This is a genomic window from Pseudomonas sp. SP16.1 (genome assembly GCF_052682975.1).
The window spans coordinates 2,425,560-2,451,065 of record NZ_JBQYFZ010000001.1 but is presented as its reverse complement, the minus strand read 5'-3'; the positions used below and the strand labels follow the sequence as shown (position 1 = coordinate 2,451,065).

The window sequence follows — 25,506 nt, the reverse complement described above, 5'->3', positions numbered from 1 at the left end:
CTTGCGCGTCCTTTGCTGTCCCGTGCCGCGCAAGTGTCTCGCTCAAGCGCTGTCGAGGCTAACCGAGTCGGCCGGGGCACAGGACATGAGGTCGGCGCGCAGTCGCGGTCTGTCGGGTCCGTTACGCCCGGCCTGGCGGCCGGGCGCAAGCCAGGCGTTCTCAGTCGACCGCCAGGTAGTGCTTGGTGAAGCTGTCGCTCACGACTTCCCACAGGGTGTTGGTGCCGCTGGCGACGAAGAAGGAGTCGCCGGCCTTGTAGTGAGCGGTTTCGCCGGTCTGCTCGTTGGTGATCTTCACCTCGCCGAGGGTCACCACGGCCTGTTCGTGGAAGGTGTAGGGCAGGCGGAAACGGCTGCGGCGCACGCCGAAGTAGCCGGCGCTGACCGACTCGTCCTCGGTGGCGAAGGTGGTCAAGGCGAACATCGCGTTGTCGCCGTCGATCATCTCGACGCCGATGTCTTCCAGGGTTCCGCTGAGTTCCAGTTCGTCCAGGGTGATGCCTTGCTTGATGCTGTGCAGCATGTCGTTCTCACTCGGTGGGGCGGGTCGTCGGACCCGAGGGAAAAGGGGCTTCACGCTAGCAGGAAGGATCGCGCCGGCCTTGCGTATCCGCGACCTGCGCAGCAGCGGGATACGCCGCGCCTCGGCCTTCTTCCCCGAGCTGCCGCGCGGCGCCGTGCCGCCGCCAGATGCGCGTCAGCCAGCGCCAGGTGATCCAGGCGGCGCCGGCCAGGTAGGCCAGGCTGCCGGGTACCCACATCAGCAGGCCGGCCAGTTGCTGGTCGGCCAATTCGCGCGACTCGCCGTAGAAGGGCCGGTTGCCGAACGTCAGCAGCGCGCCGAGCAGGCCGGTGTGCATCAGCGTCAGCAGGATGGCCATCAGCGCCTGCGGCACCTGCCTGGGATTGGCGCGCAGGCACGACCACCACAGCAGCCAGGCACTGAGCAGGAAACAGGCGTGTTCGATGGCGTGCCACCAGGGATTTTCCAGGGCCAGCAGGTACAGGCGCGGGCTGTGCCAGGCCCAGATCGCCGCGCCGTGCAGCACCGCCAGGGCCAGCGGGTGGCGGCCGCAGCGAAGCACGCCGTGGTACAGCGGCTGCAACCAGCGCCCGGCGGCGGCGCGCCACTGCGGCAGGGGCCGGGCCAGGGCCCAGAGCGGGGCGATGACGATGATGAACAGCATGTGCTGGAGCATGTGCAGGCTGGTACTGGTCTCGGCCCAGTCGTCCAGCGGGCCGAAAACCGCCAGCAGCGCGACGAGCATGGCCAGATGCAGCCACAGCGCTTCCCGGCCGTGCGCCGGCACGCGGCGGCAACCGATGAGGTAGAGCAGCCAGGCCGCGCCCAGGAGCAGGGCGGCGAGCAGCAGCGGCAGGCGCTCGGCCAGCTGCAGATGGCCCTCGGGCAGGCCGTGGGCGCTGGCGGCGCTGGGCAGCAGGGCGAGCGCCAGCGGCGCGCTCAGACGCACGGCGGCAGACCCAGGATGGGCAGGGCGACGACCAGGGTGGCGATGGCGCCGATCAGATGGACGCAGGCCGCCAGGCGCGCGACGAAGCGCTCCGCCGGCTGCTCGGGCGCGCGCCGCGCGGCGCGCTGGAACAGCCGCGCCAGCCACAGCAGCAGCGCCACGCCGAGCAACGCGCCGAGCCCGAGCAGGGCGTTGAGCCAGGTCCAGGGGCCCTGCTCGGCAGGCGGCGGGGCCAGCGCGCAACCGACCGACAGGCCGCCGTACAGCACGACGAAACCCAGGCTCCAGAGCACCAGGCCGAGTGGGATGTGGATCGGGTTGTAGGGCGAGCGCAGCGGCTGCATCAGACGCCTCCGAAGGTCGGGGGGAAGAGCACCACGGCGCAGTAGGTCAGCCACAGCACCACCAGGTTGTAGAGCCACAGCTGCTCGACCACCAGCGGCTCGTAGGGCGCGCGGGCGCCGACGTAGCCACGGCGCACGCGCAGGGCCTGCAGCGCGCTGAGCAGCGCCGCCAGCAGGCAGTGGCCGAGGCTGTAGCCCAGCAGCACGACGATCACCGCATCGTGAGCGGTGGCGCGCGGCGCCAGTTCGCCGGCCAGCAACGCCCACAGCAGCAGGGCCGACTGCACCAGGCCCAGGGTCGCCACGCCGGCGAAACGCCGCTGCAGCGCGCGGGGCTCGCCCTGGCCGCGGCGCAATCGTCTGAGCAGGGGGCGCTGCCAGAGCACGGCGAGGCTCAGCAGCACGGCGCTGGCCAGCAGCAGACGCGGGTCGATGGCCGGCGTGTTCGGTACCTGCCAGTTGGGCGAGACCGTCCACAGGTAGAACCAGCCGAACAGCAGCGACAGGTACAGCGCGCCGTTGGCCAGCAGCGTCACGCCCATGCCCCACAGGCCCGGGCCGTCGCCGGTGCGCGAGTGCAGCGGCGGCTCGCCGGGCTGCACCCGCGCGTCCGGGGCGGCCAGCGGGTGGGTGCCGTTCTCCCAGCTCCAGCGCAGCAGCACCGCCAGGGCGAGCAGGCTGGCGGCCAGGGCGAGCCAGTAGAACTTGGCCAGCAGGCCCAGGCAGACGACGGCGATGCAGACGGCGGCGAGAAACGGCAGCCAGCTGTTGCCGGGCAGGTGGACGATCTCGCGCACCGTGCCGGTCAGCGGCTCGGTGCCCCAGGTTTCCCGGCGGCCGTGGTCGATCACGGTCAGGGCGTGCTCGCCGCGGGCGATGCTGTGCGGCAGCTCGGGGTCGTCCCATAGCGGGTGGCGGCTGCTAATTCGCGGCAGGCTGACGAAGTTGTAGGGGCCCGGCGGCAGACTGGTGGCCCATTCCAGGGTGTCGGCGCGCCACGGATTGACTGCAGCCGGCTGGCCGAAGCGAAAGTGCAGGACGATGTCGAGCAGGACGGTGGCGATACCGATGGCCATGACGAAGCTGCCGATCGACGAGATCAGGTTGGGCAGGTCCCAGCCCAGCCCCGCCTCGTAGGTGTAGATGCGCCGCGGCATGCCCAGCAGCCCGGTCCAGTGCATGATCAGGAAGGTCAGGTTGAAGCCGACGAACACCAGCCAGAAGCCCCAGCGGCCCAGGCGCACCGACGGCAGGCGCCCGGAGAAGTGCGGCAGCCAGTAGTAGATGCCGGCCAGCAGCGGGAAGAACATGCCGCCGACCAGCACGTAGTGCATATGCGCCACCACGAAATGGGTGTCGTGCACCTGCCAGTCGAACGGCACCAGCGCCAGCATCACGCCGGTCAGGCCGCCACAGACGAAGACCACCAGAAAACCCACCAGCCACAGCATCGGCACGTGGTAGACCGGCCGGCCGAGCCACAGCGTGGCGATCCAGGCGAACACCTGGACGCCGGTGGGAATCGCCACCAGCATGCTCGCCGCCGAGAAGAACGCCTGGGCCAGTTGCGGGATGCCGACGGTGAACATGTGGTGCACCCACAGGCCGAAGCTGATGAAGCCGGTGCTGAGGATCGCCAGCACCACCGCCCGGTAGCCCACCAGCGGCCGCTGGCAGAACACCGGCAGCAGGGTCGAGACGATGCCGGCGGCGGGCAGGAAGATGATGTACACCTCGGGGTGGCCGAACAGCCAGAACAGGTGCTGCCACAGCAGCGGATCGCCGCCGCGGGCGACCTCGAAGAACGGCAGGCCGGCGGCGCGCTCGAGCTCCAGCAGGATGCTGCCGAGGATCAGCGGCGGGAAGCCGACCACGATCATCATCGCCATCACCAGGATGTACCAGGCATAGATCGGCATCCTGTGCAGCGCCATGCCCTCGGCGCGGGTGCGCAGGATCGACACCACCAGCTCGACCCCGGCCGACACTGCGGAGATCTCGACGAAGGTGATGCCCAGCAGCCAGAAATCCGAGTTCGGCCCCGGCGTGTGCACCGCGCCGGACAGCGGCGTGTACATGAACCAGCCGGCCTTCGGCGCGATGCCCAGCAGCAGGCTGGAGCAGAGGATCAGCCCGCCGAACAGGTAGCACCAGTAGCCCAGGGACGTCAGCCGCGGGAACACCAGGTCGCGCGCGCCGAGCATCTTGGGGATCAGGTAAACGGCCAGGCCCTCCATCATCGGCACGGCGAAGAGAAACATCATCACCGTGCCGTGCATGGTGAAGATCTGGTTGTACAGGTCCGGCTCGAGGAAGTCGTAGCCCGGCAACGCCAGCTGCGTGCGCACCAGCATCGCCAGCAGCCCGCCGAACAGGAAGAAGCCCAGCCCGGTGAGCATGAAGCGCACGCCGACGGTGCTGTGGTTGACCACCGTCAGCGCCTTCCAGCCGCGCGGGTTGCCCCACACGGCGTTGAACCGGTCGTGCAGTTGCTGCGCATCGGGGCTGCTGCGGCGGGCGTCGCGGTTCACGGGGTCAGGGTCTCCAGCCAGTCGGCGATGGCGCCAAGGTGATCGGGGTCGATATCGTCGTGCAGCGGCATGGCATTGCCGGGTTTCAGCCGCTGGTGTTCGCGCAGCCAGCGGCGCAGGGCGCCGGGCTCGTTGCTCAGCACGCCGCCGCCCAGGCTTTTGCGTGAGCCGATATCGCTCAGATCGGGAGCCCGCGCGCCATCGCTGATGCCGGCCACGCGGTGGCACTGGCCGCAGCGCGCCTGGAAGACCTCGCCGGGCGGGCCGGGCAGGGCGGCGACCTGCGGCTCGCGGCGGGCCTGCAACCAGGCCTGGAAGTCGGCCTCGGCATGGGCCTGCACGTCGAGAATCATGTGGCTGTGCTGGGTACCGCAGAACTCCGAGCACTGGCCGCGGAAGCGGCCCGGCCGGTCGGCCTGCAGGCGGATGCGGTTGTGCCGGCCGGGCAGCATGTCGATCTTGCCGCCCAGGCGCGGCACCCAAAACGAGTGGATGACGTCGGCGCTGCTCACCTGCAGGTCCACCGGCCGCCCCGCCGGCAGGTGCAGCTGGTTGGCGGTGACCACGCCGCTGTCGGGGTAGCGCACTTCCCACCACCACTGATGGCCGATCACCTCGATGCGCAGCGGCGGCTCGCCGTCGAGCGGCAACGGCAGCAGGCGCTGGCCGGCCGGCACGCCGAACAGCAGGAGCAGGGCGACGCTGACGCTGGGCAGCAGCAGGCCGCCGCCGATCAGCCAGCGGCGGTTGAGCGTATCGGCCCGGGCGGCGTCGAAGCGGCGCGGCGCGCGGCGCATGGCGTGCACCCAGAGCGCGGTGAGCACCAGCAGCACGACGCTGGCGAAGCCGCACATCACCCACCACAGCAGCGCCACCTCACGCGCCATCGGCCCGGCCGGGTCGAGCGCCGATTGTGGCCCGGCGCAGGCGACGAGCAACGGAACTGCCAGCGTCAGCGTGGTCAATTGCAGGCAAGGGCGGCGTCTTGGGCGACGCCAGGTTTGTTCAGGTTCAGGGAGGCGCGGATGGCCGAAGCAAAGGAGCCGATCGTCAGCCGGGCGGCCATCGCCGGGCACCCGCTGCACCCGATGATGATCCATTTCCCGGTGGCCGCCTTGCTCGGCCTGGTGGCCAGCGATCTGGCCTACCTGTGGCTGGGCGATCCGTTCTGGGCGCGCGCCAGCCTGTGGCTGGCCGGGGTCGGCGCGTTCGGCGGCTGGGTGGCGAGCCTGGCCGGCCTGGTCGACCTGCTCACGGTGACCAGCATCCGCCTGAAGATCACCGCCTGGTGCCACGCCATCATGGCGGTGATGATGCTCTCGCTGGCCTCGCTGAACTGGCTGCTGCGCTACGCCGGCCCGGAGCAGGGCATGGAGCGCTGGGGCCTGTACCTGTCGCTGCTGACCGCCGCGATGATCGCCGTGGCGGCCTACCTGGGCGGGCGGCTGGTCTACGAGCACGGCGTCGGCGTCGATACCAGCCTCTGAGGCGCGGCGCTCGGCTGGCAGGGGATGGTGGCGATGCGGGCCGTGCATGTCGATGGGGATTCCCGGGCTCAGAAGGGTTTGGCCAGCACCAGCCACAGGGTGGCGCTGATCAGCACGGCGACCAGGCTGCCGAGCAGCAGGCATTCGAGTCCCACCGAGGGTTCCGGCAGACGCTCGATGCGCAGGATGAGCACGCCGCACAGGGCATGGCAGACCACCATGCCGGTCACCGTGGTGAGCTTGACGATCAGCCAGGCGTCGAACAGCGCGCCGCTGAGAAACAGCGCGGTGCCCGAGCCGATGGCCAGCAGCGCGGCCGGCGTGGCGACCAGGTTGAAGACCATGCGGGTCAGGTGGGCATGGTCGCGATAGAACAGCGCATCGCTGCTGCGGGTGCCCGCGGCGATCAGCGCCGGCAGGTACAGCAGGGCGCCGCACCAGCCGATCAGGGCCATGAAATGCAGCAGTTTGAGCAGTGGCATCGATGCTCTCCCTTGCGTTTCGTAAGTGGGCGTCGTCGAAGCGCGAGCGAACGGCATTATCGAATCGGCGCCTGCTTTCCAGTGGGAGCCGCGCCCCGCGGCGAATGGCTTGCAAAGCTTCGCCCCGGGGCGGGGCTCCTACCATGACGCTGCCGATCCATCCGTCATTTCCCGCCGGTGCCACGGACCTACCGGCGCCAAGCGCCGGCCGCTTCCCTTTGTGTGACTGCCCGAGGCGGCGAGGGTTCGTCTTTTAGCTGGCGTTGCGTTGCAGCGGCCTTTGCTCGGCCCGGCGGCGCAGGCGCCGGGCCGCGGCCAGCACCAGCCAGCTGGCGAGGATGAACGGCAGGGTCAGCAGGCTGAGGCCGAGCAGGGCGAAGCCCGCCTGCAGGGCCGTGGCCAGCAGCAGCGCGGCCAGCGGCGCGAGCGGGCCGCGCGAAACCTGCGCCAGGGTGATGGCGGCGAGCACGGCGTTGTAGCCGTTGAGCCCGACCAGCGCGCCGTCGCCGGGCCAGCCGGGCAGCTGGGCGAGGGCCAGGCCGGCGCCCGAGCCCAGCAACGCCCACAACGCGGCGCGGCGGTCGGCCAGGAGCAGGGCGAGCAGCAGCACCAGACCTGCCAGCGGCGCATCGACGAAGACCACCTGAGCCAGGCCGCGCAGCACGGCAAGCGGCCATTCCAGGCCGGCTGGCGCAGGCGCCGTCGCGGCCGGCAGAACCGGCGGGGCGACCAAGGTCAGCAGCGCCAGGCCGAGCAAGACGAAAGGAATGGTGAAGGCCGGCAGCCAGCCATGCTCGCGCATGCGCCGCATCCAGGGCGCCAGCAGCAGGCTGGAAAGCCCGGCGCTGGCGACGATCAGCAGCGCCAGCAGCGGCGACCAGGCCAGCTTCAGGCCGAGCAGCAGGCCGAGCAGGATGCCGTTGTAGCCATACAGGCCGATGGCGATGTCCGCCTGCGGATAGCCGCGGCGCTGGGCGACCCACATCGAGGCCAGGCCGCCGAGCAGGGCGCCCGGCAGCAGCTCGGGCGCGCCGAGCAGGATCGCCAGCAACACCAGCGCGCCGCAGCCGGGGTGTTGTTGCAGGAAGATCTGGGCGAAGCCGCAGAGCAGGGCGCGCAGGCCCTGCAGGGCTGGGTGGAAGAAGGGTAGTGGGGGCATGATGTGTCGGTGGGGCGAAAGAACCCTCTCCCCCAACCCCTCTCCCGCAAGCGGGAGAGGGGAGTGGAGCCGGGCAGCGGCTCAATGCAGCGTTTCGATCCTCAGGCTGTTGGTGCTGCCGGGCTGGCCGAAGGGTTCGCCGGCGGTGATCACCACGGTCTCGCCGCGCTTGGCCATGCCCTGCGCCTGGGCGATCTCCAGCGCGGTGCTGGTGACTTCCTCGACCTTGCGCAGGCGTTCGTTGACCACCGAGTAGATGCCCCAGGCCACGGTCAGGCGCCGCGCCGTGGTCAGGCTCGGGGTCAGACTCAGGATCGGCGCCTTGGGCCGCTCGCGCGAGGCACGCAGGCTGGAGGCGCCGGACTCGCTGTAGTTGACCAATGCGGCCACCGGCAGGATCGAACTGATACGGCGAATGGCGCAGCTGATGGCGTCGCTGGCGGTGGCCTCGGCCTGCGGGCGGCCGACGTCGAGCTGGCTCTGGTAGTCCGGGCCGTTTTCCACCTGGCGGATGATCTTGCTCATCATCTGCACGGTTTCCAGCGGGTAGTCGCCGGAGGCGGTCTCGGCCGACAGCATCACCGCATCGGCGCCTTCGGCCACGGCGTTGGCCACGTCGGTGACCTCGGCGCGGGTCGGCGCCGGGGAGAAGCGCATGGATTCGAGCATCTGCGTGGCGACGACCACCGGGCGGCCGAGCTGGCGGCAGGTGCGCACGATGTCCTTCTGGATGCGCGGCACGTTCTCCGCCGGCACTTCCACGCCCAGGTCGCCGCGCGCCACCATGATGGCGTCGCACAGGCGGGCGATCTCTTCCAGGTGGGTCACCGCCGAGGGCTTCTCGATCTTGGCCATCAGAAAGGCCTTGCCGCCGATCAGCTCGCGGGCCTCGACGATATCTTCCGGGCGCTGGACGAACGACAGCGCCACCCAGTCCACGCCTAGCTGCAGGCCGAAGGCCAGGTCGCGGCGATCCTTCTCGGTCAGCGGCGACAGCTGCAGCACGGCCTCGGGCACGTTGACGCCCTTGCGGTCGGACAGCTCGCCACCGGCGATGACGCAGGTGTCTACGGCATCAGCCTGTTTGGCGGTCACCTTCAGGCGCAGGCGGCCGTCGTCGAGCAGCAGGCTCATGCCCGGCTGCAGGGCCTCGATGATTTCCGGATGAGGCAGGTTGACCCGGCTGGCGTCGCCCGGTGTGGCGTCCAGATCCAGGCGCAGGCTCTGGCCGTTGACCAGTTGCACCTTGCCGTCGGCGAAGCGGCCGACGCGCAGCTTCGGCCCCTGCAGGTCCATGAGGATGCCGATCGGCTGGTTCAGCTCGCGCTCCACCTCGCGCACCCACTGGTAGCGCTGGGCGTGGTCGGCGTGCTCGCCGTGGCTGAAGTTGAGACGGAACAGGTTGACCCCGGCCTCCACCAGCTGGCGGATATGCGCGGCGTCGCGGATCGCCGGCCCGAGGGTGGCGAGGATCTTCACTTTCTTGTCGGCGTTCATTGGGCAGGGCTCTCGAGAATTAAGATGGCGCGGAAATCGTTGACGTTGGTACGGGTCGGCCCGGTGACGATCAGCTGGTCGAGGGCGGCGAAATAGCCGTAGCCGTTGTTGTCGTCCAGCTCGTCGCGGGCCGACAGGCCCTGCGCGGCGGCGCGGGCATGGGAGTCCGGGGTCATCAGGGCGCCGGCGTTGTCCTCGGAGCCGTCGATGCCGTCGGTGTCGCCGGCCAGGGCGTAGACGCCGGGCAGGCCCTTGAGGCTGTCGGTGAGGCTGAGGAGGAATTCGGCGTTGCGTCCGCCGCGGCCGTTGCCGCGCACGGTGACGGTGGTTTCGCCGCCGGAGAGGATCACGCACGGCGCCTTGATCGGCTGGCCGTGCAGCTGCACCTGGCGGGCGATGCCGGCATGCACCTTGGCCACGTCGCGCGACTCGCCTTCCAGGTCGCCGAGGATCAGCACCGGCAGGCCGGCCTCCTGGGCCCTGGCCGCGGCGGCGTCGAGCGACTGCTGCGGGGTGGCGATCAGCTGGAAGTGGCTACGGGCGAGTACCGGGTCGCCCGGCTTGACCGTTTCCGAGCGCGGGTCCTGCAGCCAGGCACGCACGTTGGCCGGGACGTCGATGGCGTAGCGGGAAAGAATCGCCAGGGCTTCGGCCGAGGTGGTGGGGTCTCCCACGGTGGGGCCGGAGGCGATCACCGTGGCTTCGTCGCCGGGCACGTCGGAGATGGCGTAGGTGTAGACGGTGGCCGGCCAGCAGGCCTTGGCCAGGCGGCCGCCCTTGATCGCCGAGAGGTGCTTGCGCACGCAGTTCATCTCGCCGATGGTGGCGCCGGATTTGAGCAGCGCCTTGTTGATCGCCTGCTTGTCCTGGAGGCTGATGCCCTCGGCTGGCAGCGCCAGCAGCGAGGAGCCACCGCCGGAGAGGAGGAAGATCACTCGGTCGTCTTCGGAGAGGTTCGAGACCAGCTCCAGCACGCGGCGAGCGACGCGCTCGCCGGCGTCGTCCGGCACCGGATGAGCGGCTTCCACCACTTCGATCTTTTGGCAGCCTGCGCCGTGCTCGTAGCGGGTCACCACCAGGCCGCTGACCTCGCCTTGCCACTCCTGCTCGATCACCTCGGCCATGGCCGCGGCGGCCTTGCCGGCGCCGATGACGATGACGCGGCCGCTGCGGTCGGCGGGAAGAAAGTCGGCCAGCACCTGGCGCGGATGGGCGGCGGCGATGGCGGTGGCGAACAGGTCGCGCAGCAGGCGTTGCGGATCGAAGGTCATGGCGGTGTTCTCTTGTTCTGGGGTGACGCTGGATCGATTCCAGTCCGCAGGCGCCGCGTGGCAGCGCCTGGGGAGTGGAATCGACCGACCTGGCAATCGGGCCGTGACACCTCCTGCCAGGAAGGTCGAAAGGGTGGGCGATGTCCGTGGGAGGGGCTTTAGCCGCGACCGTCGCCGCTGAAGCGCCTCCCACAGGCCTTGCTTTACTCGCCGCGAATATTGAAGTTGGCCATATGCTCCAGACCCTTGATCAGGGCGGAGTGGTCCCAGCCGCTGCCGCCGAGGGCCGCGCAGGTGCTGAACACCTGCTGGGCGTTGGCGGTGTTGGGCAGGTTCAGGCCCAGCTCGCGGGCGCCGGACAGCGCCAGGTTGAGGTCCTTCTGGTGCAGGCTGATGCGGAAGCCCGGATCGAAGGTGCCCTTGATCATGCGCTCGCCATGCACTTCGAGGATCTTCGAGCCGGCGAAACCGCCCATCAGCGCCTCGCGCACCTTGGCCGGGTCGGCGCCGTTCTTGGCGGCGAACAGCAGGGCCTCGGCAACCGCCTGGATATTCAGGGCGACGATGATCTGGTTGGCCACCTTGGCGGTCTGGCCGTCGCCGTTGCCGCCGACGCGGGTGATGTTCTTGCCCATGGCCTGGAACAGCGGCAGTGCGCGTTCGAAGGCGTTCGGGCAGCCACCGACCATGATCGACAGGGTCGCGGCCTTGGCGCCGACTTCGCCGCCGGACACCGGGGCGTCCAGGTAGGCGGCGCCGGTGGCCTTGATCTTCTCGGCGAAGGCCTTGGTGGCGGTGGGGGAGATCGAGCTCATGTCGATCACCACCTTGCCGGCGCCAACGCCCTGGGCGATGCCGTTGTCACGGAACAGCACGTCTTCGACCTGCGGGGTGTCCGGGACCATGACGATGATGTATTCGGCTTCCTGGGCCACTTCCTTCGGGTTGGCCAGGGCGATGCCGTTGTCGCCCAGCAGGTCGGCCGGGGCCTTGTCGAAGTGTTCGGAGAAGAACAGGGTGTGGCCGGCTTTCTGCAGGTTCTGCGCCATGGGCTTGCCCATGATGCCGGTGCCGATGAATCCGATTTTTGCCATGAGATGAGTCTCCTCAGATTGCGTTGTGCGCTTTCATCCAGCCGAGGCCGGCAGCGGTGGTGGTTGCCGGCTTGTATTCACAGCCGATCCAGCCCTGGTAGCCGATGCGATCCAGGTGCTCGAAGAGGAAGCGGTAGTTGATCTCGCCGGTGCCCGGCTCGTTGCGGCCGGGGTTGTCGGCCAGCTGCACGTGGTTGATGGCGGCCAGGTTGCTTTCCACGGTACGGGCCAGGTCACCTTCCATGATCTGCATGTGGTAGATGTCGTACTGCAGGTACAGGTTGGCGCTGCCGACCTTGTCGCGGATGTCCAGGGCCTGCTTGGTGTTGTTCAGGTAGAAACCGGGGATGTCGCGGGTGTTGATCGCTTCCATCACCAGGCGGATGCCGGCCGCCTCGAGCTTGCCTGCGGCGTAGCGCAGGTTGTCGACGAAGGTCTGCTCGACGGTGGCGCAGTCCACGCCCTGCGGGCGGATGCCGGCCAGGCAGTTGATCTGCTGGTTGCCCAGCACCTTGGCGTAGGCAATAGCCTGGTCGACGCCGGCGCGGAATTCCTCGACGCGATCCGGGTGGCAGGCGATGCCACGCTCACCCTTGCCCCAGTCGCCGGCCGGCAGGTTGAACAGCACCTGTTCCAGCTTGTTGGCGTCCAGGCGGGCCTTGATTTCCTCTACCGGGAAGTCATAGGGGAAGAGGTATTCCACGCCGCTGAAACCGGCTTCGGCGGCGGCGGCGAAACGGTCCAGGAAGTCCACTTCGGTGAACAGCATGGACAGGTTGGCAGCAAAACGGGGCATGGTGTGCTCCTTCAATTTGGCTCCCCTCTCCCGCAAGCGGGAGAGGGGATTGGTTGCATCAATCCAGCAGCGAGATGGCGGTCGGCGCATCGACGCCGCGCTCGGCCAGTTCCTCGAACTCGTTGATGGCGTTGATCTCGGTGCCCATGGAGATGTTGGTAACGCGCTCCAGGATGATCTCCACCACCACCGGCACGCGGTGCTCGGCCATCAGCCGCTTGGCTTCGGCGAAGGCGTTCTGCAGTTCGTTCGGGTCGAACACGCGGATCGCCTTGCAGCCCAGGCCCTCGACCACGGCGACGTGGTCGACGCCGTAACCGTTGAGCTCCGGCGCGTTGATGTTCTCGAACGCCAGCTGTACGCAGTAATCGATGTCGAAGCCGCGCTGCGCCTGACGGATCAGGCCCAGGTAGGAGTTGTTCACCAGCACGTGGATGTACGGCAGGTTGAACTGCGCGCCGACGGCCAGCTCCTCGATCATGAACTGGAAGTCGTAGTCGCCGGACAGCGCCACCACGTTGCGGTTCGGGTCGGCCTTGACCACGCCGAGGGCCGCCGGGATGGTCCAGCCCAGCGGGCCGGCCTGGCCGCAGTTGATCCAGTGGCGCGGCTTGTAGACGTGGAGGAACTGCGCGCCGGCGATCTGCGACAGACCGATGGTGCTGACGTAGCAGGTGTCCTTGCCGAAGGCTTCGTTCATCTCTTCGTAGACGCGCTGCGGCTTGGCCGGCACGTTGTCGAAGTGGGTCTTGCGCTGCAGGGTGCGCTTGCGCTCGCGGCAGGCTTCGACCCAGGCGCTGCGGTCCTTCAGCTTGCCGGCGGCCTGCCACTCGCGGGCCACTTCGAGGAAGGCGTCCAGCGCGGCGCCGGCGTCGGAGACGATGCCCAGGTCCGGGTTGAACACGCGGCCGATCTGGGTCGGTTCGATGTCGACGTGGATGAACTTGCGGCCCTCGGTGTAGACGTCCACCGAACCGGTGTGGCGGTTGGCCCAGCGGTTGCCGATGCCGAACACCAGGTCGGAGGCGAGCAGGGTGGCGTTGCCGTAGCGGTGCGAGGTCTGCAGGCCGACCATGCCGACCATCAGCTTGTGGTCGTCGGGGATCGCGCCCCAGCCCATCAGGGTCGGTACTACCGGCACGCCGGTCAGCTCGGCGAACTCCACCAGCTTGTCCGCCGCGTCGGCATTGAAGATACCGCCACCGGCGACCAGCAGCGGGCGCTCGGCTTCGTTGAGCAGGGCGATGGCCTTCTCGGCCTGGATGCGGCTGGTGCTCGGCTTGGCCACCGGCAGCGGCTCGTAGGCGTCGATGTCGAATTCGATCTCGGCCATCTGCACGTCGAACGGCAGGTCGATCAGCACCGGGCCGGGACGGCCGCTGCGCATTTCATGGAAGGCGCGCTGGAAGGCGCGCGGCACCTGGCCGGGCTCCATCACGGTGGTGGCCCACTTGGTCACCGGGCCGACGATGCTGGTGATGTCGACTGCCTGGAAGTCTTCCTTGTGCATGCGTGCACGCGGCGCCTGGCCGGTGATGCAGAGGATCGGGATGGAGTCGGCGGACGCCGAGTACAGGCCGGTGACCATGTCGGTGCCGGCCGGGCCGGAGGTGCCGATGCACACGCCGATATTGCCGGCGTTGGTGCGGGTGTAACCCTCGGCCATGTGCGAAGCGCCTTCGACGTGACGGGCCAGGACGTGATCGATGCCACCGAGTTTCTTCAGTGCGGCATACAGGGGGTTGATGGCAGCGCCGGGGACGCCGAACGCGGTATCGACGCCTTCGCGACGCATCACCAGTACGGCTGCCTCGATTGCTCTCATTCTGGCCATAATCTTGTGCCTCTTTTGTTATCAGATTGTATACAAAACGCCTGGCTCGGATTCTATGCAGGGCATGACTTCGCGGTCAACAATTTTTCCGGTGCAGCCTGTCGTGTGAGCGGATTTCTTTTAAAACGCCTGTTTGAGCGGTGCCAGGGTGGAGGGTGCGGGCGTTGCGTCATTAACTGTATACAAAGAAAAATAATATTGTATGTAGGTATTGAAGTTTTTGTTTCTGGTGGGATAGTGAAGGCGAGCTTTGGATTGCTCGGCGCATCCCTGGGTACGCAGTACGCGGTCTTGTGTCGGGTGTTCGTTCCCTTCGTCACTTCAGGAGTCATCCCCATGAGCAACTTGAACCTGCAAACCGCCAACGCCATCGGCAACCGCGCCCTGGCGGTGGGCCGCGAGATCAAAGCGGCGCCGCTGACCGTCGCCGTACTGGATGCCGGCGGTCACCTGATCAGCCTGCAGCGCGAGGACGGCGCCAGCCTGCTGCGTCCGCAGATCGCCATCGGCAAGGCCTGGGGCGCGCTGGCCCTGGGCAAGGGCTCGCGCCTGATCGCCGCCGACGCGCAGCAGCGCCCGGCCTTTATCGGGGCGGTGAACAACCTGGCCCAGGGCAGCCTGGTGCCGGCGCCGGGCGGCGTGCTGATCCGCGACGAGTGCGGCGAGGTGATCGGCGCCGTCGGCATCACCGGCGATACCTCGGATATCGACGAGCGCTGCGCGGTCAGCGCGCTGGAATCGCTGGGCCTGAAGGCGGATGCGGGCCTGTAGGGTGTGAGGGGCGCACCGGCTATACCGCCGGTGCGTGTTATGTCCCGGATTGCATCCGGGCTATGACTGTGGGAGGGGCTTTAGCCGCGACTGCTACGTGGAGGCATCGCCGCTAAAGCGTCTCCCACTGTTTCCGGGTCGTTGCGTAGGGTGGATGTCGCTTTTTACATCCACCAAGCGGTGGATCGGTAAAGCGCGATCCACCCTAAGGGTTCGGCGGTTCGGCGTATTCCGCGGATTCGGCGTAAGCGCCGCCGCTAGACGCTGCTGACCAACTCGGAAGCCGTCGACGGCGCCGGGGCCACTTCGCAGCCCTTGAGCACCAGGCGGATGATGGTCTGTGCGGCGGCTTCGTAGTCGGCATCGTCCAGGCTGGCCTTGCCGGTGACGGTGGAGATCTGCCAGTCGAAGTCGGCATAGGTCTGGGTCGCGGCCCAGATGCTGAACAGCAGGTGGTGCGGATCGACCTGCGCCATCAGACCCTGCTCGACCCAGCGTTGGATGCAGGCGATGTTGTGCTTGGCCTGGGCGTTGAGCTGTTCGGTCTGCTCCGGCGAGAGGTGCGGCGCGCCGTGCATGATCTCGCTGGCGAACACCTTGGAGGCGTAGGGCAGCTCGCGGGAGATGCGGATCTTCGAGCGGATGTAGGCGGTCAGCACCTCGCTTGGGTGGCCCGTCTGGTTGAACGGCGCGGAGGCGGCCAGCAGCGGTTCGATGATGCTTTCCAGGACCTCGCGATAGAGGTTTTCCTTGGACTTGAAGTAGTAGTAGACGTTGGGCTTGGGCAGGCCTGCCTTGGCCGCAATGTCGCTGGTCTTGGTGGCGGCGAAGCCCTTGTCGGCGAACTCTTCGCTGGCCGCGCGCAGGATCAGCTCTTTGTTGCGTTCGCGAATGCTGGTCATAAGGCCCTGTGGTCTGCTCTGCCGCCGGGCGGCGGGCGGGCATGGTAGCACCGGCCTTGCGCGGGGCTCAAGCCAGCGGCCACGGGGCGCGCAGCGTCTATCTGACCCTTGGGTCAGATTTATGTATACAAGAAATCGCTTTTCTGTTTTTATCCTTCGCAGCGAAATCCCCGACAAAAAGTCTCGCCGCGCCACGCTGCAGGAGACCGGCTGTGCACACGAATCAACTCGTCGATCCCTTCGGGCGGCGCATCACCTACCTGCGGCTGTCGGTCACCGACCGCTGCGACCTACGCTGCACCTATTGCATGAGCGAGGACATGGTCTTCGCCCCGCGCCAGCAGATTCTCAGCCTGGAAGAGCTCTATGCGGTGGCCGACGCCTTCATCGGCCTCGGCGTGCGGCGCATCCGCATCACCGGCGGCGAGCCGCTGGTGCGCAAGAACCTGCTGAGCCTGCTGCAGCGCCTGGGCGCGCGCGCGGAACTGGACGATCTGGCCATCACCAGCAATGGCACGCAGCTGGCGCAGATGGCGCCGCAGCTGCGCGCCGCCGGGGTGCGTCGATTGAACATCAGCCTGGATTCGCTCAAGCGCGAGCGCTTCGCCGCCTTCACCCGGCGCGACCGGCTCGACCAGGTGCTGGCCGGCATCGACGCGGCGCGCGCCGCCGGCTTCGACAGGATCAAGCTCAACAGCGTGGTGCAGAGTGGGCGCAACGACGACGAGGTGCTCGATCTGGTCGACTTCGCCATCGCCCGCGGCCTGGACATCAGCTTTATCGAGGAAATGCCGCTGGGCAGCGTGGTCAGCCACAGCCGCCAGCAGACCTTCTGTTCCAGCGACGAGGTGCGTGCGCGCATCGAGCAACGCCATGCGCTGGTACGCAGCAGCCAGGTCACCGGCGGGCCGTCGCGCTACTGGCAGGTGGTCGGCAGCGATACGCGGGTCGGTTTCATCTCCCCGCACAGCCATAACTTCTGCGGCGACTGCAACCGCGTGCGGGTCACCGCCGAGGGCAAGCTGGTGCTCTGTCTCGGCCATGACAATGCACTGGATCTCAAGCACCTGCTGCGTGCGCACCCGGGGGACGGCGAGCGCCTGCGTCAGGAGCTGATCGAGGCGCTGCGCCTGAAGCCCGAGCGGCACCACTTCGCCACCGATGAACAGGTGCAGGTGGTGCGCTTTATGAGCATGACCGGCGGCTAGGCCGCCTTCGGATTCCCAAAACAACAATAAAGGAGGCTCTTCATGAAGCCCGTACGACTGTGTCTGCTATCTGCCATTGTGCTGACGCCCGGTGCGCTGGCGCAGACCTATGTGGTCGGCGTCGAGAACCTGCCGTTCTACGCGCCGCACTATCACTACGACGCCCAGGGCGAGTATCGCGGCTTCGCCCGCGAGGTGCTGGATGCGTTCGCCGCCGACAGCGGTCTGACCCTGCAGTACAAGCCACTTTCGGCCGTGCAGCTGCTGTCGGCCCTGCGCAGCGGTGAGATCGATTTCAAGTATCCGGACAGCCCGCACTGGGCGCAGGCGCAGAAGGCCGGCATGACCCTGCATTACAGCCAGGCGGTGGTCGATTACGTAGACGGTGTGCTGGTGGCGCCGGGGCGACAAGGGCGGTCGCTGGACGATGTCCGCCGCCTGAGCCTGGTCCAGGGCTGGACGCCACGCGGTTACGAGCAGCGTATCGACAGCGGGCAGATTCGCTTGGACTACAGCGACGACCTGCGCCAGATGATCCGCCAGGCGCTGAAGCAGGACACCGACGGCGCCTATTTCAACGTGGTGGTGGCGACCCACTACCTCGACAACATCCGCGCGCGCCCCGGCGCGCTGGTGTTCGACCCCAAGCTGCCGCATACCCGTGGCAGCTTCCATCTGTCGAGCAGCCGCCATCCGCAGCTGGTGGCGCGATTCGATCGCTTTCTCGGCGAGCGCGCCGCGCAGGTCGCCGCGCTGAAGGATCAGTACCGGGTCGAGGCCAATCTGAACTCCGAGTACCTCGGCCTGGAGCAGTGGAAGGTGGACTTCCTGGAGCGGCGCAAGGCGCGCAACCAGCCCTGAGTCAGGCCTGCGCCCGCAGCGCCTGGGCCGCGTGCTCGGCCAGGCCGGTACCGGCCTCGCTCATGGTCAGGTAGGTGCAGTCGGCGCCGGCCTCCTCGATGCGCCGGGCGATGTCCTCGTACATGGCGTGGGAGAGGATCAGGCCGCGGAAGCCGCGAGCGCGCAGCTTCTCGGTGGAGATGATCTTCGCCTCCGGGTCGTTCATCGCCAGGATCACCGCCTGTACCTCGCGCATCTGCAGGTTCTGCCAGAACATCTGGTCCTCGGCATCGGCGAACAGCACATTGCGGCCGGCGCGCCGGCTCAGGTCGATGGCCACCGGGTCGGAGTCCAGGCTGACCAGCCTGAAGTCCTTGCCGGCCAGGCGGTCGTACGCGGCGCGGCCGGTGCGGCCCATGCCCATGATCAGTACCTGGGCGTTGCCGAGCGAGATCGGCTGCTCGTCCGGGTGGCGGGTGGCGCGCTCCAGGCGGCTCAGGCCTGGCCCCAGATGCTCGTAGAGGCGATGGGCGACGCGGTTCAGCGGCGCGGAAATGACGAAGGAGATCGCCACCGTGATCGCTAGCGGGATCAGCCACTGCGGCATCACCACGCTGGCGACGATCAGGCCGAACTCGCTGTAGTTGGTCAGGCTCACCCCGGTGAGGAAGGCGCTGCGCGCGCGCAGCCGGAAGAGGATGAACAGCAGGAAGAACAGCGCGCCCTTGAGCGGCAGCAGCAGGGCCATGGCACCGGCGAAGAGCAGGGCGTCGGCGCCCGGCAGGCCGCCGATGCCGATCTGCAGGAAGAAGCCGATGAGGAACACTTCCTTGATGCTCCACAGCGAGTTGGACAGCTCGCCGGCGCGCGGATGCTTGGCCAGCATGGCGCCGAAGGCCAGGGCGCCCAGCTCCGAGCTGAGCCCCAGCGCTTCGAAGCCGTAGCCACCGACCACCAGGGCCAGCAGCAGACCCAGCAGTACCATCAGCTCCTCGTGGCCGCTGGCGTCGAGCAGGCGAAACAGCAGCGGGCGCAGCAGCGGCAGGGCGAGCACCAGCAGCGCCCAGGCCGAGGGCACCTTGCCGCTGGCCAGGCTCATCACCAGCAGCGCCAGCAGGTCCTGGATGATCAGCACGCCGATCGCCACGCGGCCGTGGAAGGCGCGCAGCTCGCGCTTGCCCTCCAGCACCTTGGCCGCCAGCACGGTGCTGGAAAACGACAGGGCGATCGCCAGCAGCAGGCCCTGGCGCCAGTCGAGCTCCAGCAGCAGGACGATGGCCGGGGTCAGCAGCAGGCCGGAGATGGCGAAGTGCAGCAGGCCGCCGCCGATCACCTCGCGGCGCACCAGGTTGCCCAGTTTCAGCTTGAGGCCGACGGTGAACAGCAGCAGGAGCACGCCGAGATGGGCGATATGGGCGAGGATCTGACTGTCCTTGCTGCCGACCCCGACCCGTTCGCCGAGGCTGGCCAGGGCGAAGCCGCCAGCCAGATAACCCACCAGTGGCGGTAGGCCGATGAAACGGGCGAGCAGCCCGAGGACGAAGGCGAAGGCGATCCAGGTGGCTTCGATCATCGATGATCCCTGACAGGTGGCGGCGGCGCATTGTAGCGGCAGTCTGCCGGCCTCTGTCGAGGGCGATGTCGGCGAGGAGCCGGCGCGGCTCCTCGCGTCGAGCGGCTCAGCCCAGGGCGCTGGCGTTGCGCCGGGCGCTCACGCTGCCGCACATCAGCAGGTAGTGCAGGGCGGCGCCGAGCAGCGCGCCGAAGATCCAGGCGTAGCCCGACAGCTGGCTCAGGCCCGGGGTCCACACCGAGGCGACGGAGAACACCGAGGCGATGGCGAAGGCGATCAGCGCCTTGCGATTCCAGCCGCCGTCGAAGTAGTAGGCCGAGCCGGCTTCGGCGCTGAACAGCTGCTGCAGGTCGAGCTTGCCGCGGCGCACCAGGTAGTAGTCGGCGACGATGATGCCGTACAGCGGGGCGAGCACCGCGCCGAGGGTGTCGACGAAGGCGGCGATACCGACGTTGCTGATGAAGGCCACCCACAGCGCGCCGATGAAGAAGGCGATGGCCGCGGTGATGAAGCCGCCGGTGCGCGCGCTGATATGCGCCGGGGCGAGGTTGGCCAGGTCGTAGGCCGGAGGGATGAAGTTGGCCACCAGGTTGATGCCCACGGTCGCGGCGAAGAAGGTCAGTGCGGCGATGATGGTCAGGGTCAGGTTGTCGACCCGCGCGACGATGTCGGTGGGGTTGGTCAGCGTCTCGCCGAACACCACCACGGTGCCGGCGGTGATCACCAGGGCGATCAGCGAGAAGATCGCCAGGCTCACCGGCAGGCCGAGGAAGTTGCCGACGGTCATCTGCTTCTCGCTTTTGACGAAGCGGGCGAAGTCGCCGTAGTTGATCACCACCGCGGCGAAGTAGGCGACCATGGTGCCGACCACGGCGAAGAAGGCGGCGACCGGCCCGGCGGTGTATTCACCGCTGCCGCGGAAGATATTGCCCAGCTCGCCGAGCAGGCTGGGGCCGGCCTTGTACCAGATCATCGCCATCAGCGCGATCATCACCACGTAGACCAGCGGCCCGGCCCAGTTGAGGAACTTGGTGATCCAGTCGATGCCGCGGATGAACAGCGCCACCTGGAACACGCAGACGATCAGGTAGGACAGCCAGCCGATGGCGGTCATGCCGAGGAAGCTGGCCGGCTCCTGCGGCTGCAGCAGCGAGTTGAGCAGCAGCGCCACCGCGGTGGAGGCGAAGTAGGTCTGCACGCCGTACCAGAAGATGGCGACGACGCCGCGCACCAGGGCCGGGAAGTTGGCGCCGCGCACGCCCATGCTGGCGCGGGCGAACACCGGGAAGGGAATGCCGTACTTCACGCTCGGCTTGCCGGTCAGCTGCACCAGGCCCATGACGATGCAGCCGGCCAGGACGATGCCGGCCAGCACCGCCCAGCCGTTGAGCCCGTAGGAAATGAACAGGGTGGCGGCCAGGGTGTAGCCGAACAGGCTCTGGATGTCGTTGGACCAGACGTTGAAGATCTCGAACCAGCCCCATTTGCGTTTTTCCGGGGCGAGCGGGGCGAGGTCCTCGTTATGCAGCGAGGGATCGATGTGCTTGATGCGGAATTCTTCGGCGTTGGACATGGACAGCTCCCAATGTTGTTCTTGCGCCCAGGTGGCGTATGAGGAGATTTGTCTGCAGGTTCCGTTCCGTCTTTGTAGACGATTGCCGGGGCATTAGCTGTATACAGCGGATTCGGCAATGTTTCGGTGGGAACCTGATTGTCTTGTACACATAAAACTCCTTGCTGAACATGGCTTTTCGACAAATTGCACACAAAATATCAATCTTTTGTGTGCAAAAACTTGACCTGATGGTCAGTTGTATGCTTGCAAGTCGTTGATGGAAAAGGCGGATAGGGCGGCGAGATCTTGCACCGATGCGGTGCCGGGTTTCGTTCCAGGGCGCTGGGGTGGTGCGGCGATTGAATCTGCTTTGGTAAAGGCTGTGCGCGCGACGCCCCGCCATTTCGCCTGAGCAAAGAAAAAGGGGGAAGGGCGCGAACGCCCATCCCCCTTTTTACCCGGCCGCCGTCCCTACCCGACGTCGGCCAAGTGCGGTGTGGCAATGATCAGAAGTGGTACTTGACCAGTGCCTGCACGGCGGTCTGGTCGAAGCCGTCGGTGGAGCCGTCCACCGGCTTCACGCCGTACTTGTTGTGCCACATGTTCACCTCGGTGCCGACGTAGAGCTGGCCTTCCTTGCCAAACAAGGCCTTGCCGGCGTCCCATTTGACCTGAATCGAGGAGCCCACCGAGGTCTGGGTGCCGGCGTCGCTGGACGGCGAGCGCCAGTCGAGGAAGCCGTCGACCAGAAAGTCCTGCTCGCCGACGCTGAAGGGATAGGCGGCGGAAACGGTCAGCTGGGTGGCGTAGCCGTTGCTGTCTGCATCGGCGAAGAACACGTGGTTATTGATCTTGACCTGGTACAGGTTGGTCTTGAAGTAGCGGAAACCGGGCACATCCCAGTCCAGGCCGAGGCCGTAAAGGTAGTTCTCCGGGCCGGGGCCGCCTTCGCCTTTCTCGAAGGTGAAGGCGGCGTAGACGTCCTTGATCGGGCCGGCGGCCAGCTTCTGACCGGTCAGCCAGCTCAGGCTGACGCGCGGGGAGAACTCCATGTAGTAGAAGGATTCTTCGTCGTGCTGGCGGAAGGTGCCGTTCTCGAAGCTGCCGCGCGACTGCACGTTGTCGGCGCGGATGTAGTCGAGGAAGTAGAAGATGTCGCCCCAGGCCCAGCCGCTGGCGTGCTCGAAGGTTAAGGTGGTCTGGGTGCGCTGTTCTTCGCCGTTGAAGTTCATGCGCTGAAAGTTCTCGCCGTAGAGGTAGGACAGGCTGTTGTCCTGCCAGTAAAGGAGGTCGCCGGCGAGGGCCTGCTGACCGGCGAAGAGGCCGGCGGAGAGTGCAAAGCAGTGTGGCAGATGCTTGAGTTTCATGGGTTTTCCTTATTGTTGGAGTGCAAGCGGGCAGCTCCCGGCGGCGCGCCGCCGGGAGGGGAATCGAGGTTGGGGGTCAGCTCGGTCGCGCGCTCGGGTCAAGGTCGCGGCTGAGGGTCTTCAGGCTGCTGTCGTCGTCTTCGTCGTCCTGGCCGTTCTGCAGCACGGTATGCAGGTGCGCCTCGGGGTCGTAGTCGTCTTCCTCCACTTCATGCGCTTCGTCCGGCAGGAAGATGTTCAGCACGATGGCGCTGAAGGCGCCGATAGTGATCGGCGAGCCGAAGATGTTCTTCAGCACGTCGGGCATGTGCGACAGCACGTCCGGCACGCCGGCCACGCCCAGGCCCAGGCCCAGGGAGATGGCCACGATCAGCACGTTGCGGCGATGCAGGCCGGCCTCGCTGAGGATCTTGATGCCGGCCACCGCGACGGTGCCGAACATGATCAGGGTGGCGCCGCCCAGCACCGGCTTGGGCATCAGCTGCAGCACCGCGCCGACCGCCGGGAACAGGCCGAGCAGCACCAGGATGCCGGCGATGTAGAAGGCCACGTGGCGGCTGGCTACTCCGGTGAGCTGGATCACCCCGTTGTTCTGGCTGAAGGTGGTCATCGGCAGGCTGTTGAACATGGCGGCGACCGCCGAGTTGCAGCCGTCGGCCAGCACTCCGGACTTGATTCGACGCATGTACAGCGGGCCCTTGACCGGCTGCTTGGAGATGATCGAGTTGGCGGTCAGGTCGCCGGCGGTCTCCAGCGGGGTGATGAGGAAGATCACTGCGATCGGCACGAAGGCGATCCAGTCGAAGCCGAAGCCGTACTTGAACGGCTGCGGCACGCTGATCAGCGGCACCTCGGCCATGTTGGCGAAGTCCACCCGGCCGGTGAACCAGGCGACGAAGAAGCCCAGGGCCAGGCCGATGATCACCGCCGACAGGCGCAGCACCTGGGAGGAGGCGCGGTTGAGCAGGACGATGGTGCCCAGCACGAGGCCGCCGAGGGCCAGGTGGTGCAGGGCGCCGAGGTCCGGCGCGCCGTAGCCGCCGGCCAGGTCGGTCATGCCCACCTTGATCAGCGACAGGCCCATCAGGCAGATGATGGTGCCGGTGACCACCGGCGTGATCACCTTGCGCAACTTGTTGATGAACTGGCTGAAGGCGATCTCGACGAAGGCGGCGCAGAAGCAGATGCCGAACAGCGAGGCGAGTATTTCCTCCTCGCTGGCGCCGCGGCCCTTGACGATGAAACCGGCGCTGAGCACCACGCTCAGGAAGCCGAAGCTGGTGCCCTGCAGGCACAGCAGGCCGGAGCCGATTGGGCCGATGCGTTTGGCCTGGACGAAGGTGCCGAGGCCGGAGACGAACAGCGCCATGCTCACCAGGTAGGGCACGTGCGCGCCGAGGCCCAGGGCGCTGCCGACGATCAGGGTGGGGGTGATGATGCCGACGAAGCTGGCCAGCACGTGCTGCAGCGCCGCGAAGATGGCAGGGGCGAAGGCTGGCGTGTCGTCCAGCTGGTAGATCAGGTCGCTGTTGCCGGAAGGCGCAGCAGGGGCTTGGGTGTTGCGGTCTGTAGTCATGTCATAGCCTGCCAGTTGTTTTTATACGGTCATGGGCTTGCACGAGGCTTCACGGCACCTCTGCTCTGCTCGAAAAGGAAGCTGTCCAATCGGTCAGAATGTGCCGACTATAGCAACTTGTGGACACGGTTAAAAACAATTTATTTATAGATTGTGCACAAAAAATGAACCGCCGGTCAGCTCGCGCTGCCGGCGGTTTTCGTTGGGGTTGGAGGAGGGCGTGCGGGCCTGTCAGGGCAGGCTCAGTGCGCGCCGTGTTCGCCGGTCAGGGCGCTGCGCTCCGGCTCGCCGAGGATGTTGAACAGCAGGTTGAGACACACCGCGCTGATCGTCGCCATGGCGATGCCGCTATGGGTGATGGGCTCCATCCAGTGCGGCAGGTGGGCGAAGAATTCCGGGCGTACCACCGGGGTCAGGCCCATGCCGACGCTGACGGCCACCAGCAGCTGGTTGCGCCGATCGCCGATATCGGCCTCCTGGAGGATCTTGATGCCGGTGGCGGCGACCATGCCGAACATAGCGATGCCGGCGCCGCCGAGTACCGCCGGGGGGATCGAGGCGACCAGGAAGGCGGCCTTGGGCAGCAGGCTCAGGCCGATCAGAAACAGCCCGGCGCAGGCGGTGACGAAGCGGCTGCGCACCCCGGTCATCTGCACCAGGCCGATGTTCTGGGCGAAGGAGGAATGGGTGAAGGTATTGAAGATGCCGGCGAAGAACGAGGCGCCGGCGTCGCACAGCAGGCCCCCACGCAGCATCTTCGGCGTCACCTCGTGGCCGGTGATCTTGCCCAGGGCGAGGAACATGCCGGTGGACTCGACGAAGATGATCACCACCACCAGGCACATCGACAGGATCGGCGCCAGGTGGAATTCCGGCACGCCGAAGTGCATGGGCGTGACCAGGGCGAACCAGGCGGTCTGCTCGAGGCCGTCGAGGTCGACCATGCCCAGGCCGCCGGCCATCAGATAGCCCAGCAGCATGCCGATCAGTACCGAGACGTTGACCCAGAAGCCGCGCAGGAAGCGGTTGATCAGCAAGATGGTGAGCAGCACCAGGGCAGCGATGGCCAGGTACTGCAGGGCGCCGAACTGGCTGGCGGCGCTACCGCCGCCGGCCCAGTTGACTGCTACCGGGAACAGCGACAGGCCGATGGCGGTGATCACCGTGCCGGTCACCAGCGGCGGGAAGAAGCGCACGATGCGCGACATGAAGGGCGCGATCAGCATGCCGAACAGGCCAGCGGCGATGGTCGCGCCGAAGATGCCCGGCAGGCCCATGCCCGGCATGCCGGCCATGGCCACCATGCTGCCGACGGCGGCGAAGCTGGCACCCATCATCACCGGCATGCGGATGCCCATCGGGCCGATGCCGAGCGACTGCACCAGGGTGGCGATGCCGGCCACCAGCAGGTCGGCGGTGATCAGGAAGGCCACTTCCTCGCGGGACAGGCCGACCGCCTCGCCGATGATCAGCGGTACGGCGACGGCGCCGCCGTACATCAGCAGCACGTGCTGGAAGCTCACCAGGATCAACTGCAGCAGCGGCAGGCGTTGGTCGACCGCACAGGCGGCCGCTTGCGGGTGGGGCTGGGTCATGCAAATACCTCGAGCGCTGTTGTTCTTGTAAGTCGCTGGCGTCGCCATCGAGGGCGGCGCCACGGTCTTGCAGCCTCGCGTGGAGGCGTAGGGTGCGCCGTGCGCACCAGGTTTCGATCTTGGGGAATCACCGCGTACGCAGGGTGCGCACC

Annotated in this window: 22 protein-coding genes; 4 read left to right on the top strand and 18 right to left on the bottom strand. The window is 67.4% G+C overall.

The features are described from left to right. Nucleotides 1-160: 160 nt before the first annotated feature. The 5 genes from ACUTAF_RS11855 to coxB are packed head-to-tail and all read right to left on the bottom strand — an operon-like array spanning nucleotide 161 to nucleotide 5,234. Nucleotides 161-523, bottom strand: coding sequence for a cupin domain-containing protein (locus ACUTAF_RS11855; RefSeq protein WP_445580143.1), 363 nt, complete (start codon nucleotides 521-523; stop codon nucleotides 161-163). Nucleotides 524-578: 55 nt separating this feature from the next. Then, nucleotides 579-1,472 (bottom strand): cytochrome c oxidase assembly protein, encoded by an 894-nt coding sequence (locus ACUTAF_RS11850; protein WP_445580142.1) that lies wholly within the window; start codon nucleotides 1,470-1,472, stop codon nucleotides 579-581. After that, nucleotides 1,463-1,816 carry a hypothetical protein gene (locus ACUTAF_RS11845; RefSeq protein WP_445580141.1) on the bottom strand — a complete coding sequence of 118 codons (354 nt, stop codon included), beginning with the start codon at nucleotides 1,814-1,816 and terminating at the stop codon, nucleotides 1,463-1,465. Before ACUTAF_RS11845 ends, ACUTAF_RS11850 begins: the two co-directional genes overlap by 10 nt. Then, the gene (gene ctaD / locus ACUTAF_RS11840) at nucleotides 1,816-4,347 is read right to left on the bottom strand and encodes a cytochrome c oxidase subunit I (protein WP_445580140.1); all 2,532 of its coding nucleotides are present in this window, start codon (nucleotides 4,345-4,347) and stop codon (nucleotides 1,816-1,818) included. Before ctaD ends, ACUTAF_RS11845 begins: the two co-directional genes overlap by 1 nt. Further along, nucleotides 4,344-5,234, bottom strand: coding sequence for a cytochrome c oxidase subunit II (gene coxB / locus ACUTAF_RS11835; RefSeq protein WP_445582435.1), 891 nt, complete (start codon nucleotides 5,232-5,234; stop codon nucleotides 4,344-4,346). The genes ctaD and coxB overlap by 4 nt, the downstream gene beginning before the upstream one ends. A gap of 138 nt (nucleotides 5,235-5,372) precedes the next feature. Between coxB and ACUTAF_RS11830 the strand changes: the two genes are divergently transcribed. After that, nucleotides 5,373-5,834 carry a DUF2231 domain-containing protein gene (locus ACUTAF_RS11830; protein WP_445580139.1) on the top strand — a complete coding sequence of 154 codons (462 nt, stop codon included), beginning with the start codon at nucleotides 5,373-5,375 and terminating at the stop codon, nucleotides 5,832-5,834. A 68-nt stretch (nucleotides 5,835-5,902) separates the two neighbouring features. On the opposite strand, the gene ACUTAF_RS11825 is transcribed toward ACUTAF_RS11830, so the two are convergent. From ACUTAF_RS11825 to gcl, 7 genes are all read right to left on the bottom strand, one after another. Continuing rightward, complete coding sequence (locus ACUTAF_RS11825; RefSeq protein ID WP_445580138.1) at nucleotides 5,903-6,316, bottom strand: CopD family protein; 414 nt, start codon at nucleotides 6,314-6,316, stop codon at nucleotides 5,903-5,905. A gap of 253 nt (nucleotides 6,317-6,569) precedes the next feature. Continuing rightward, the gene (locus tag ACUTAF_RS11820) at nucleotides 6,570-7,475 is read right to left on the bottom strand and encodes an urea transporter (protein ID WP_445580137.1); all 906 of its coding nucleotides are present in this window, start codon (nucleotides 7,473-7,475) and stop codon (nucleotides 6,570-6,572) included. Nucleotides 7,476-7,556: 81 nt separating this feature from the next. Continuing rightward, a complete protein-coding gene (gene pyk / locus ACUTAF_RS11815; RefSeq protein WP_445580136.1) occupies nucleotides 7,557-8,972 on the bottom strand; it encodes a pyruvate kinase in 1,416 nt (471 codons plus the stop codon). Further along, nucleotides 8,969-10,243, bottom strand: coding sequence for a glycerate kinase type-2 family protein (locus tag ACUTAF_RS11810; protein WP_445580135.1), 1,275 nt, complete (start codon nucleotides 10,241-10,243; stop codon nucleotides 8,969-8,971). Before ACUTAF_RS11810 ends, pyk begins: the two co-directional genes overlap by 4 nt. A 203-nt stretch (nucleotides 10,244-10,446) precedes the next feature. After that, a complete protein-coding gene (locus tag ACUTAF_RS11805) occupies nucleotides 10,447-11,337 on the bottom strand; it encodes a 2-hydroxy-3-oxopropionate reductase (protein WP_445580134.1) in 891 nt (296 codons plus the stop codon). 13 nt (nucleotides 11,338-11,350) lie between these two features. Next, nucleotides 11,351-12,133, bottom strand: a complete 783-nt coding sequence (gene hyi / locus ACUTAF_RS11800) for a hydroxypyruvate isomerase (RefSeq protein WP_445580133.1) — start codon at nucleotides 12,131-12,133, stop codon at nucleotides 11,351-11,353. A 58-nt stretch (nucleotides 12,134-12,191) separates the two neighbouring features. Further along, nucleotides 12,192-13,967, bottom strand: a complete 1,776-nt coding sequence (gcl, locus tag ACUTAF_RS11795) for a glyoxylate carboligase (protein ID WP_445580132.1) — start codon at nucleotides 13,965-13,967, stop codon at nucleotides 12,192-12,194. 336 nt (nucleotides 13,968-14,303) lie between these two features. On the opposite strand from gcl, the gene ACUTAF_RS11790 reads away from it, so the two are divergent. After that, nucleotides 14,304-14,738 carry a GlcG/HbpS family heme-binding protein gene (locus ACUTAF_RS11790; protein WP_445580131.1) on the top strand — a complete coding sequence of 145 codons (435 nt, stop codon included), beginning with the start codon at nucleotides 14,304-14,306 and terminating at the stop codon, nucleotides 14,736-14,738. Nucleotides 14,739-14,995: 257 nt separating this feature from the next. Here ACUTAF_RS11790 and ACUTAF_RS11785 read toward each other — a convergent pair whose 3' ends face one another. Further along, complete coding sequence (locus ACUTAF_RS11785; RefSeq protein WP_445580130.1) at nucleotides 14,996-15,640, bottom strand: TetR/AcrR family transcriptional regulator; 645 nt, start codon at nucleotides 15,638-15,640, stop codon at nucleotides 14,996-14,998. A 212-nt stretch (nucleotides 15,641-15,852) separates the two neighbouring features. Here ACUTAF_RS11785 and moaA point away from each other — a divergent pair, with 212 nt between their 5' ends. Together moaA and ACUTAF_RS11775 are read left to right on the top strand one after the other, a co-directional pair. Beyond that, nucleotides 15,853-16,848, top strand: a complete 996-nt coding sequence (gene moaA, locus ACUTAF_RS11780; RefSeq protein ID WP_445580129.1) for a GTP 3',8-cyclase MoaA — start codon at nucleotides 15,853-15,855, stop codon at nucleotides 16,846-16,848. A gap of 42 nt (nucleotides 16,849-16,890) precedes the next feature. Beyond that, on the top strand, nucleotides 16,891-17,709 hold the full coding sequence (locus tag ACUTAF_RS11775) for a substrate-binding periplasmic protein (protein WP_445580128.1): 819 nt from the start codon (nucleotides 16,891-16,893) through the stop codon (nucleotides 17,707-17,709). Nucleotide 17,710: 1 nt separating this feature from the next. Here ACUTAF_RS11775 and ACUTAF_RS11770 read toward each other — a convergent pair whose 3' ends face one another. The 5 genes from ACUTAF_RS11770 to ACUTAF_RS11750 form a co-directional block, all read right to left on the bottom strand. Next, the gene (locus tag ACUTAF_RS11770; RefSeq protein WP_445580127.1) at nucleotides 17,711-19,261 is read right to left on the bottom strand and encodes a cation:proton antiporter domain-containing protein; all 1,551 of its coding nucleotides are present in this window, start codon (nucleotides 19,259-19,261) and stop codon (nucleotides 17,711-17,713) included. A 106-nt stretch (nucleotides 19,262-19,367) separates the two neighbouring features. Then, the gene (locus ACUTAF_RS11765; RefSeq protein WP_445580126.1) at nucleotides 19,368-20,834 is read right to left on the bottom strand and encodes an NCS1 family nucleobase:cation symporter-1; all 1,467 of its coding nucleotides are present in this window, start codon (nucleotides 20,832-20,834) and stop codon (nucleotides 19,368-19,370) included. Between the two features lie 488 nt (nucleotides 20,835-21,322). Continuing rightward, nucleotides 21,323-22,183, bottom strand: coding sequence for an outer membrane protein OmpK (locus tag ACUTAF_RS11760; RefSeq protein WP_445580125.1), 861 nt, complete (start codon nucleotides 22,181-22,183; stop codon nucleotides 21,323-21,325). Nucleotides 22,184-22,259: 76 nt separating this feature from the next. After that, nucleotides 22,260-23,759, bottom strand: coding sequence for a nucleobase:cation symporter-2 family protein (locus ACUTAF_RS11755; RefSeq protein ID WP_445580124.1), 1,500 nt, complete (start codon nucleotides 23,757-23,759; stop codon nucleotides 22,260-22,262). A gap of 242 nt (nucleotides 23,760-24,001) precedes the next feature. After that, on the bottom strand, nucleotides 24,002-25,354 hold the full coding sequence (locus ACUTAF_RS11750) for a nucleobase:cation symporter-2 family protein (RefSeq protein WP_445580123.1): 1,353 nt from the start codon (nucleotides 25,352-25,354) through the stop codon (nucleotides 24,002-24,004). Nucleotides 25,355-25,506 lie beyond the last annotated feature (152 nt).

Excerpts from the sequence above, each read along its gene's own strand:
- ACUTAF_RS11855 (WP_445580143.1), bottom strand. The coding sequence starts at position 523 with ATGCTGCACAGCATCAAGCAAGGCATCACCCTGGACGAACTGGAACTC.
- ACUTAF_RS11845 (WP_445580141.1), bottom strand. The coding sequence starts at position 1,816 with ATGCAGCCGCTGCGCTCGCCCTACAACCCGATCCACATCCCACTCGGC.
- coxB (WP_445582435.1), bottom strand. The coding sequence starts at position 5,234 with ATGGCGCGTGAGGTGGCGCTGCTGTGGTGGGTGATGTGCGGCTTCGCC.
- ACUTAF_RS11830 (WP_445580139.1), top strand. The coding sequence starts at position 5,373 with ATGGCCGAAGCAAAGGAGCCGATCGTCAGCCGGGCGGCCATCGCCGGG.
- ACUTAF_RS11825 (WP_445580138.1), bottom strand. The coding sequence starts at position 6,316 with ATGCCACTGCTCAAACTGCTGCATTTCATGGCCCTGATCGGCTGGTGC.
- ACUTAF_RS11820 (WP_445580137.1), bottom strand. The coding sequence starts at position 7,475 with ATGCCCCCACTACCCTTCTTCCACCCAGCCCTGCAGGGCCTGCGCGCC.
- pyk (WP_445580136.1), bottom strand. The coding sequence starts at position 8,972 with ATGAACGCCGACAAGAAAGTGAAGATCCTCGCCACCCTCGGGCCGGCG.
- ACUTAF_RS11810 (WP_445580135.1), bottom strand. The coding sequence starts at position 10,243 with ATGACCTTCGATCCGCAACGCCTGCTGCGCGACCTGTTCGCCACCGCC.
- ACUTAF_RS11805 (WP_445580134.1), bottom strand. The coding sequence starts at position 11,337 with ATGGCAAAAATCGGATTCATCGGCACCGGCATCATGGGCAAGCCCATG.
- hyi (WP_445580133.1), bottom strand. The coding sequence starts at position 12,133 with ATGCCCCGTTTTGCTGCCAACCTGTCCATGCTGTTCACCGAAGTGGAC.
- gcl (WP_445580132.1), bottom strand. The coding sequence starts at position 13,967 with ATGGCCAGAATGAGAGCAATCGAGGCAGCCGTACTGGTGATGCGTCGC.
- ACUTAF_RS11790 (WP_445580131.1), top strand. The coding sequence starts at position 14,304 with ATGAGCAACTTGAACCTGCAAACCGCCAACGCCATCGGCAACCGCGCC.
- ACUTAF_RS11785 (WP_445580130.1), bottom strand. The coding sequence starts at position 15,640 with ATGACCAGCATTCGCGAACGCAACAAAGAGCTGATCCTGCGCGCGGCC.
- ACUTAF_RS11775 (WP_445580128.1), top strand. The coding sequence starts at position 16,891 with ATGAAGCCCGTACGACTGTGTCTGCTATCTGCCATTGTGCTGACGCCC.
- ACUTAF_RS11770 (WP_445580127.1), bottom strand. The coding sequence starts at position 19,261 with ATGATCGAAGCCACCTGGATCGCCTTCGCCTTCGTCCTCGGGCTGCTC.
- ACUTAF_RS11765 (WP_445580126.1), bottom strand. The coding sequence starts at position 20,834 with ATGTCCAACGCCGAAGAATTCCGCATCAAGCACATCGATCCCTCGCTG.
- ACUTAF_RS11760 (WP_445580125.1), bottom strand. The coding sequence starts at position 22,183 with ATGAAACTCAAGCATCTGCCACACTGCTTTGCACTCTCCGCCGGCCTC.
- ACUTAF_RS11755 (WP_445580124.1), bottom strand. The coding sequence starts at position 23,759 with ATGACTACAGACCGCAACACCCAAGCCCCTGCTGCGCCTTCCGGCAAC.
- ACUTAF_RS11750 (WP_445580123.1), bottom strand. The coding sequence starts at position 25,354 with ATGACCCAGCCCCACCCGCAAGCGGCCGCCTGTGCGGTCGACCAACGC.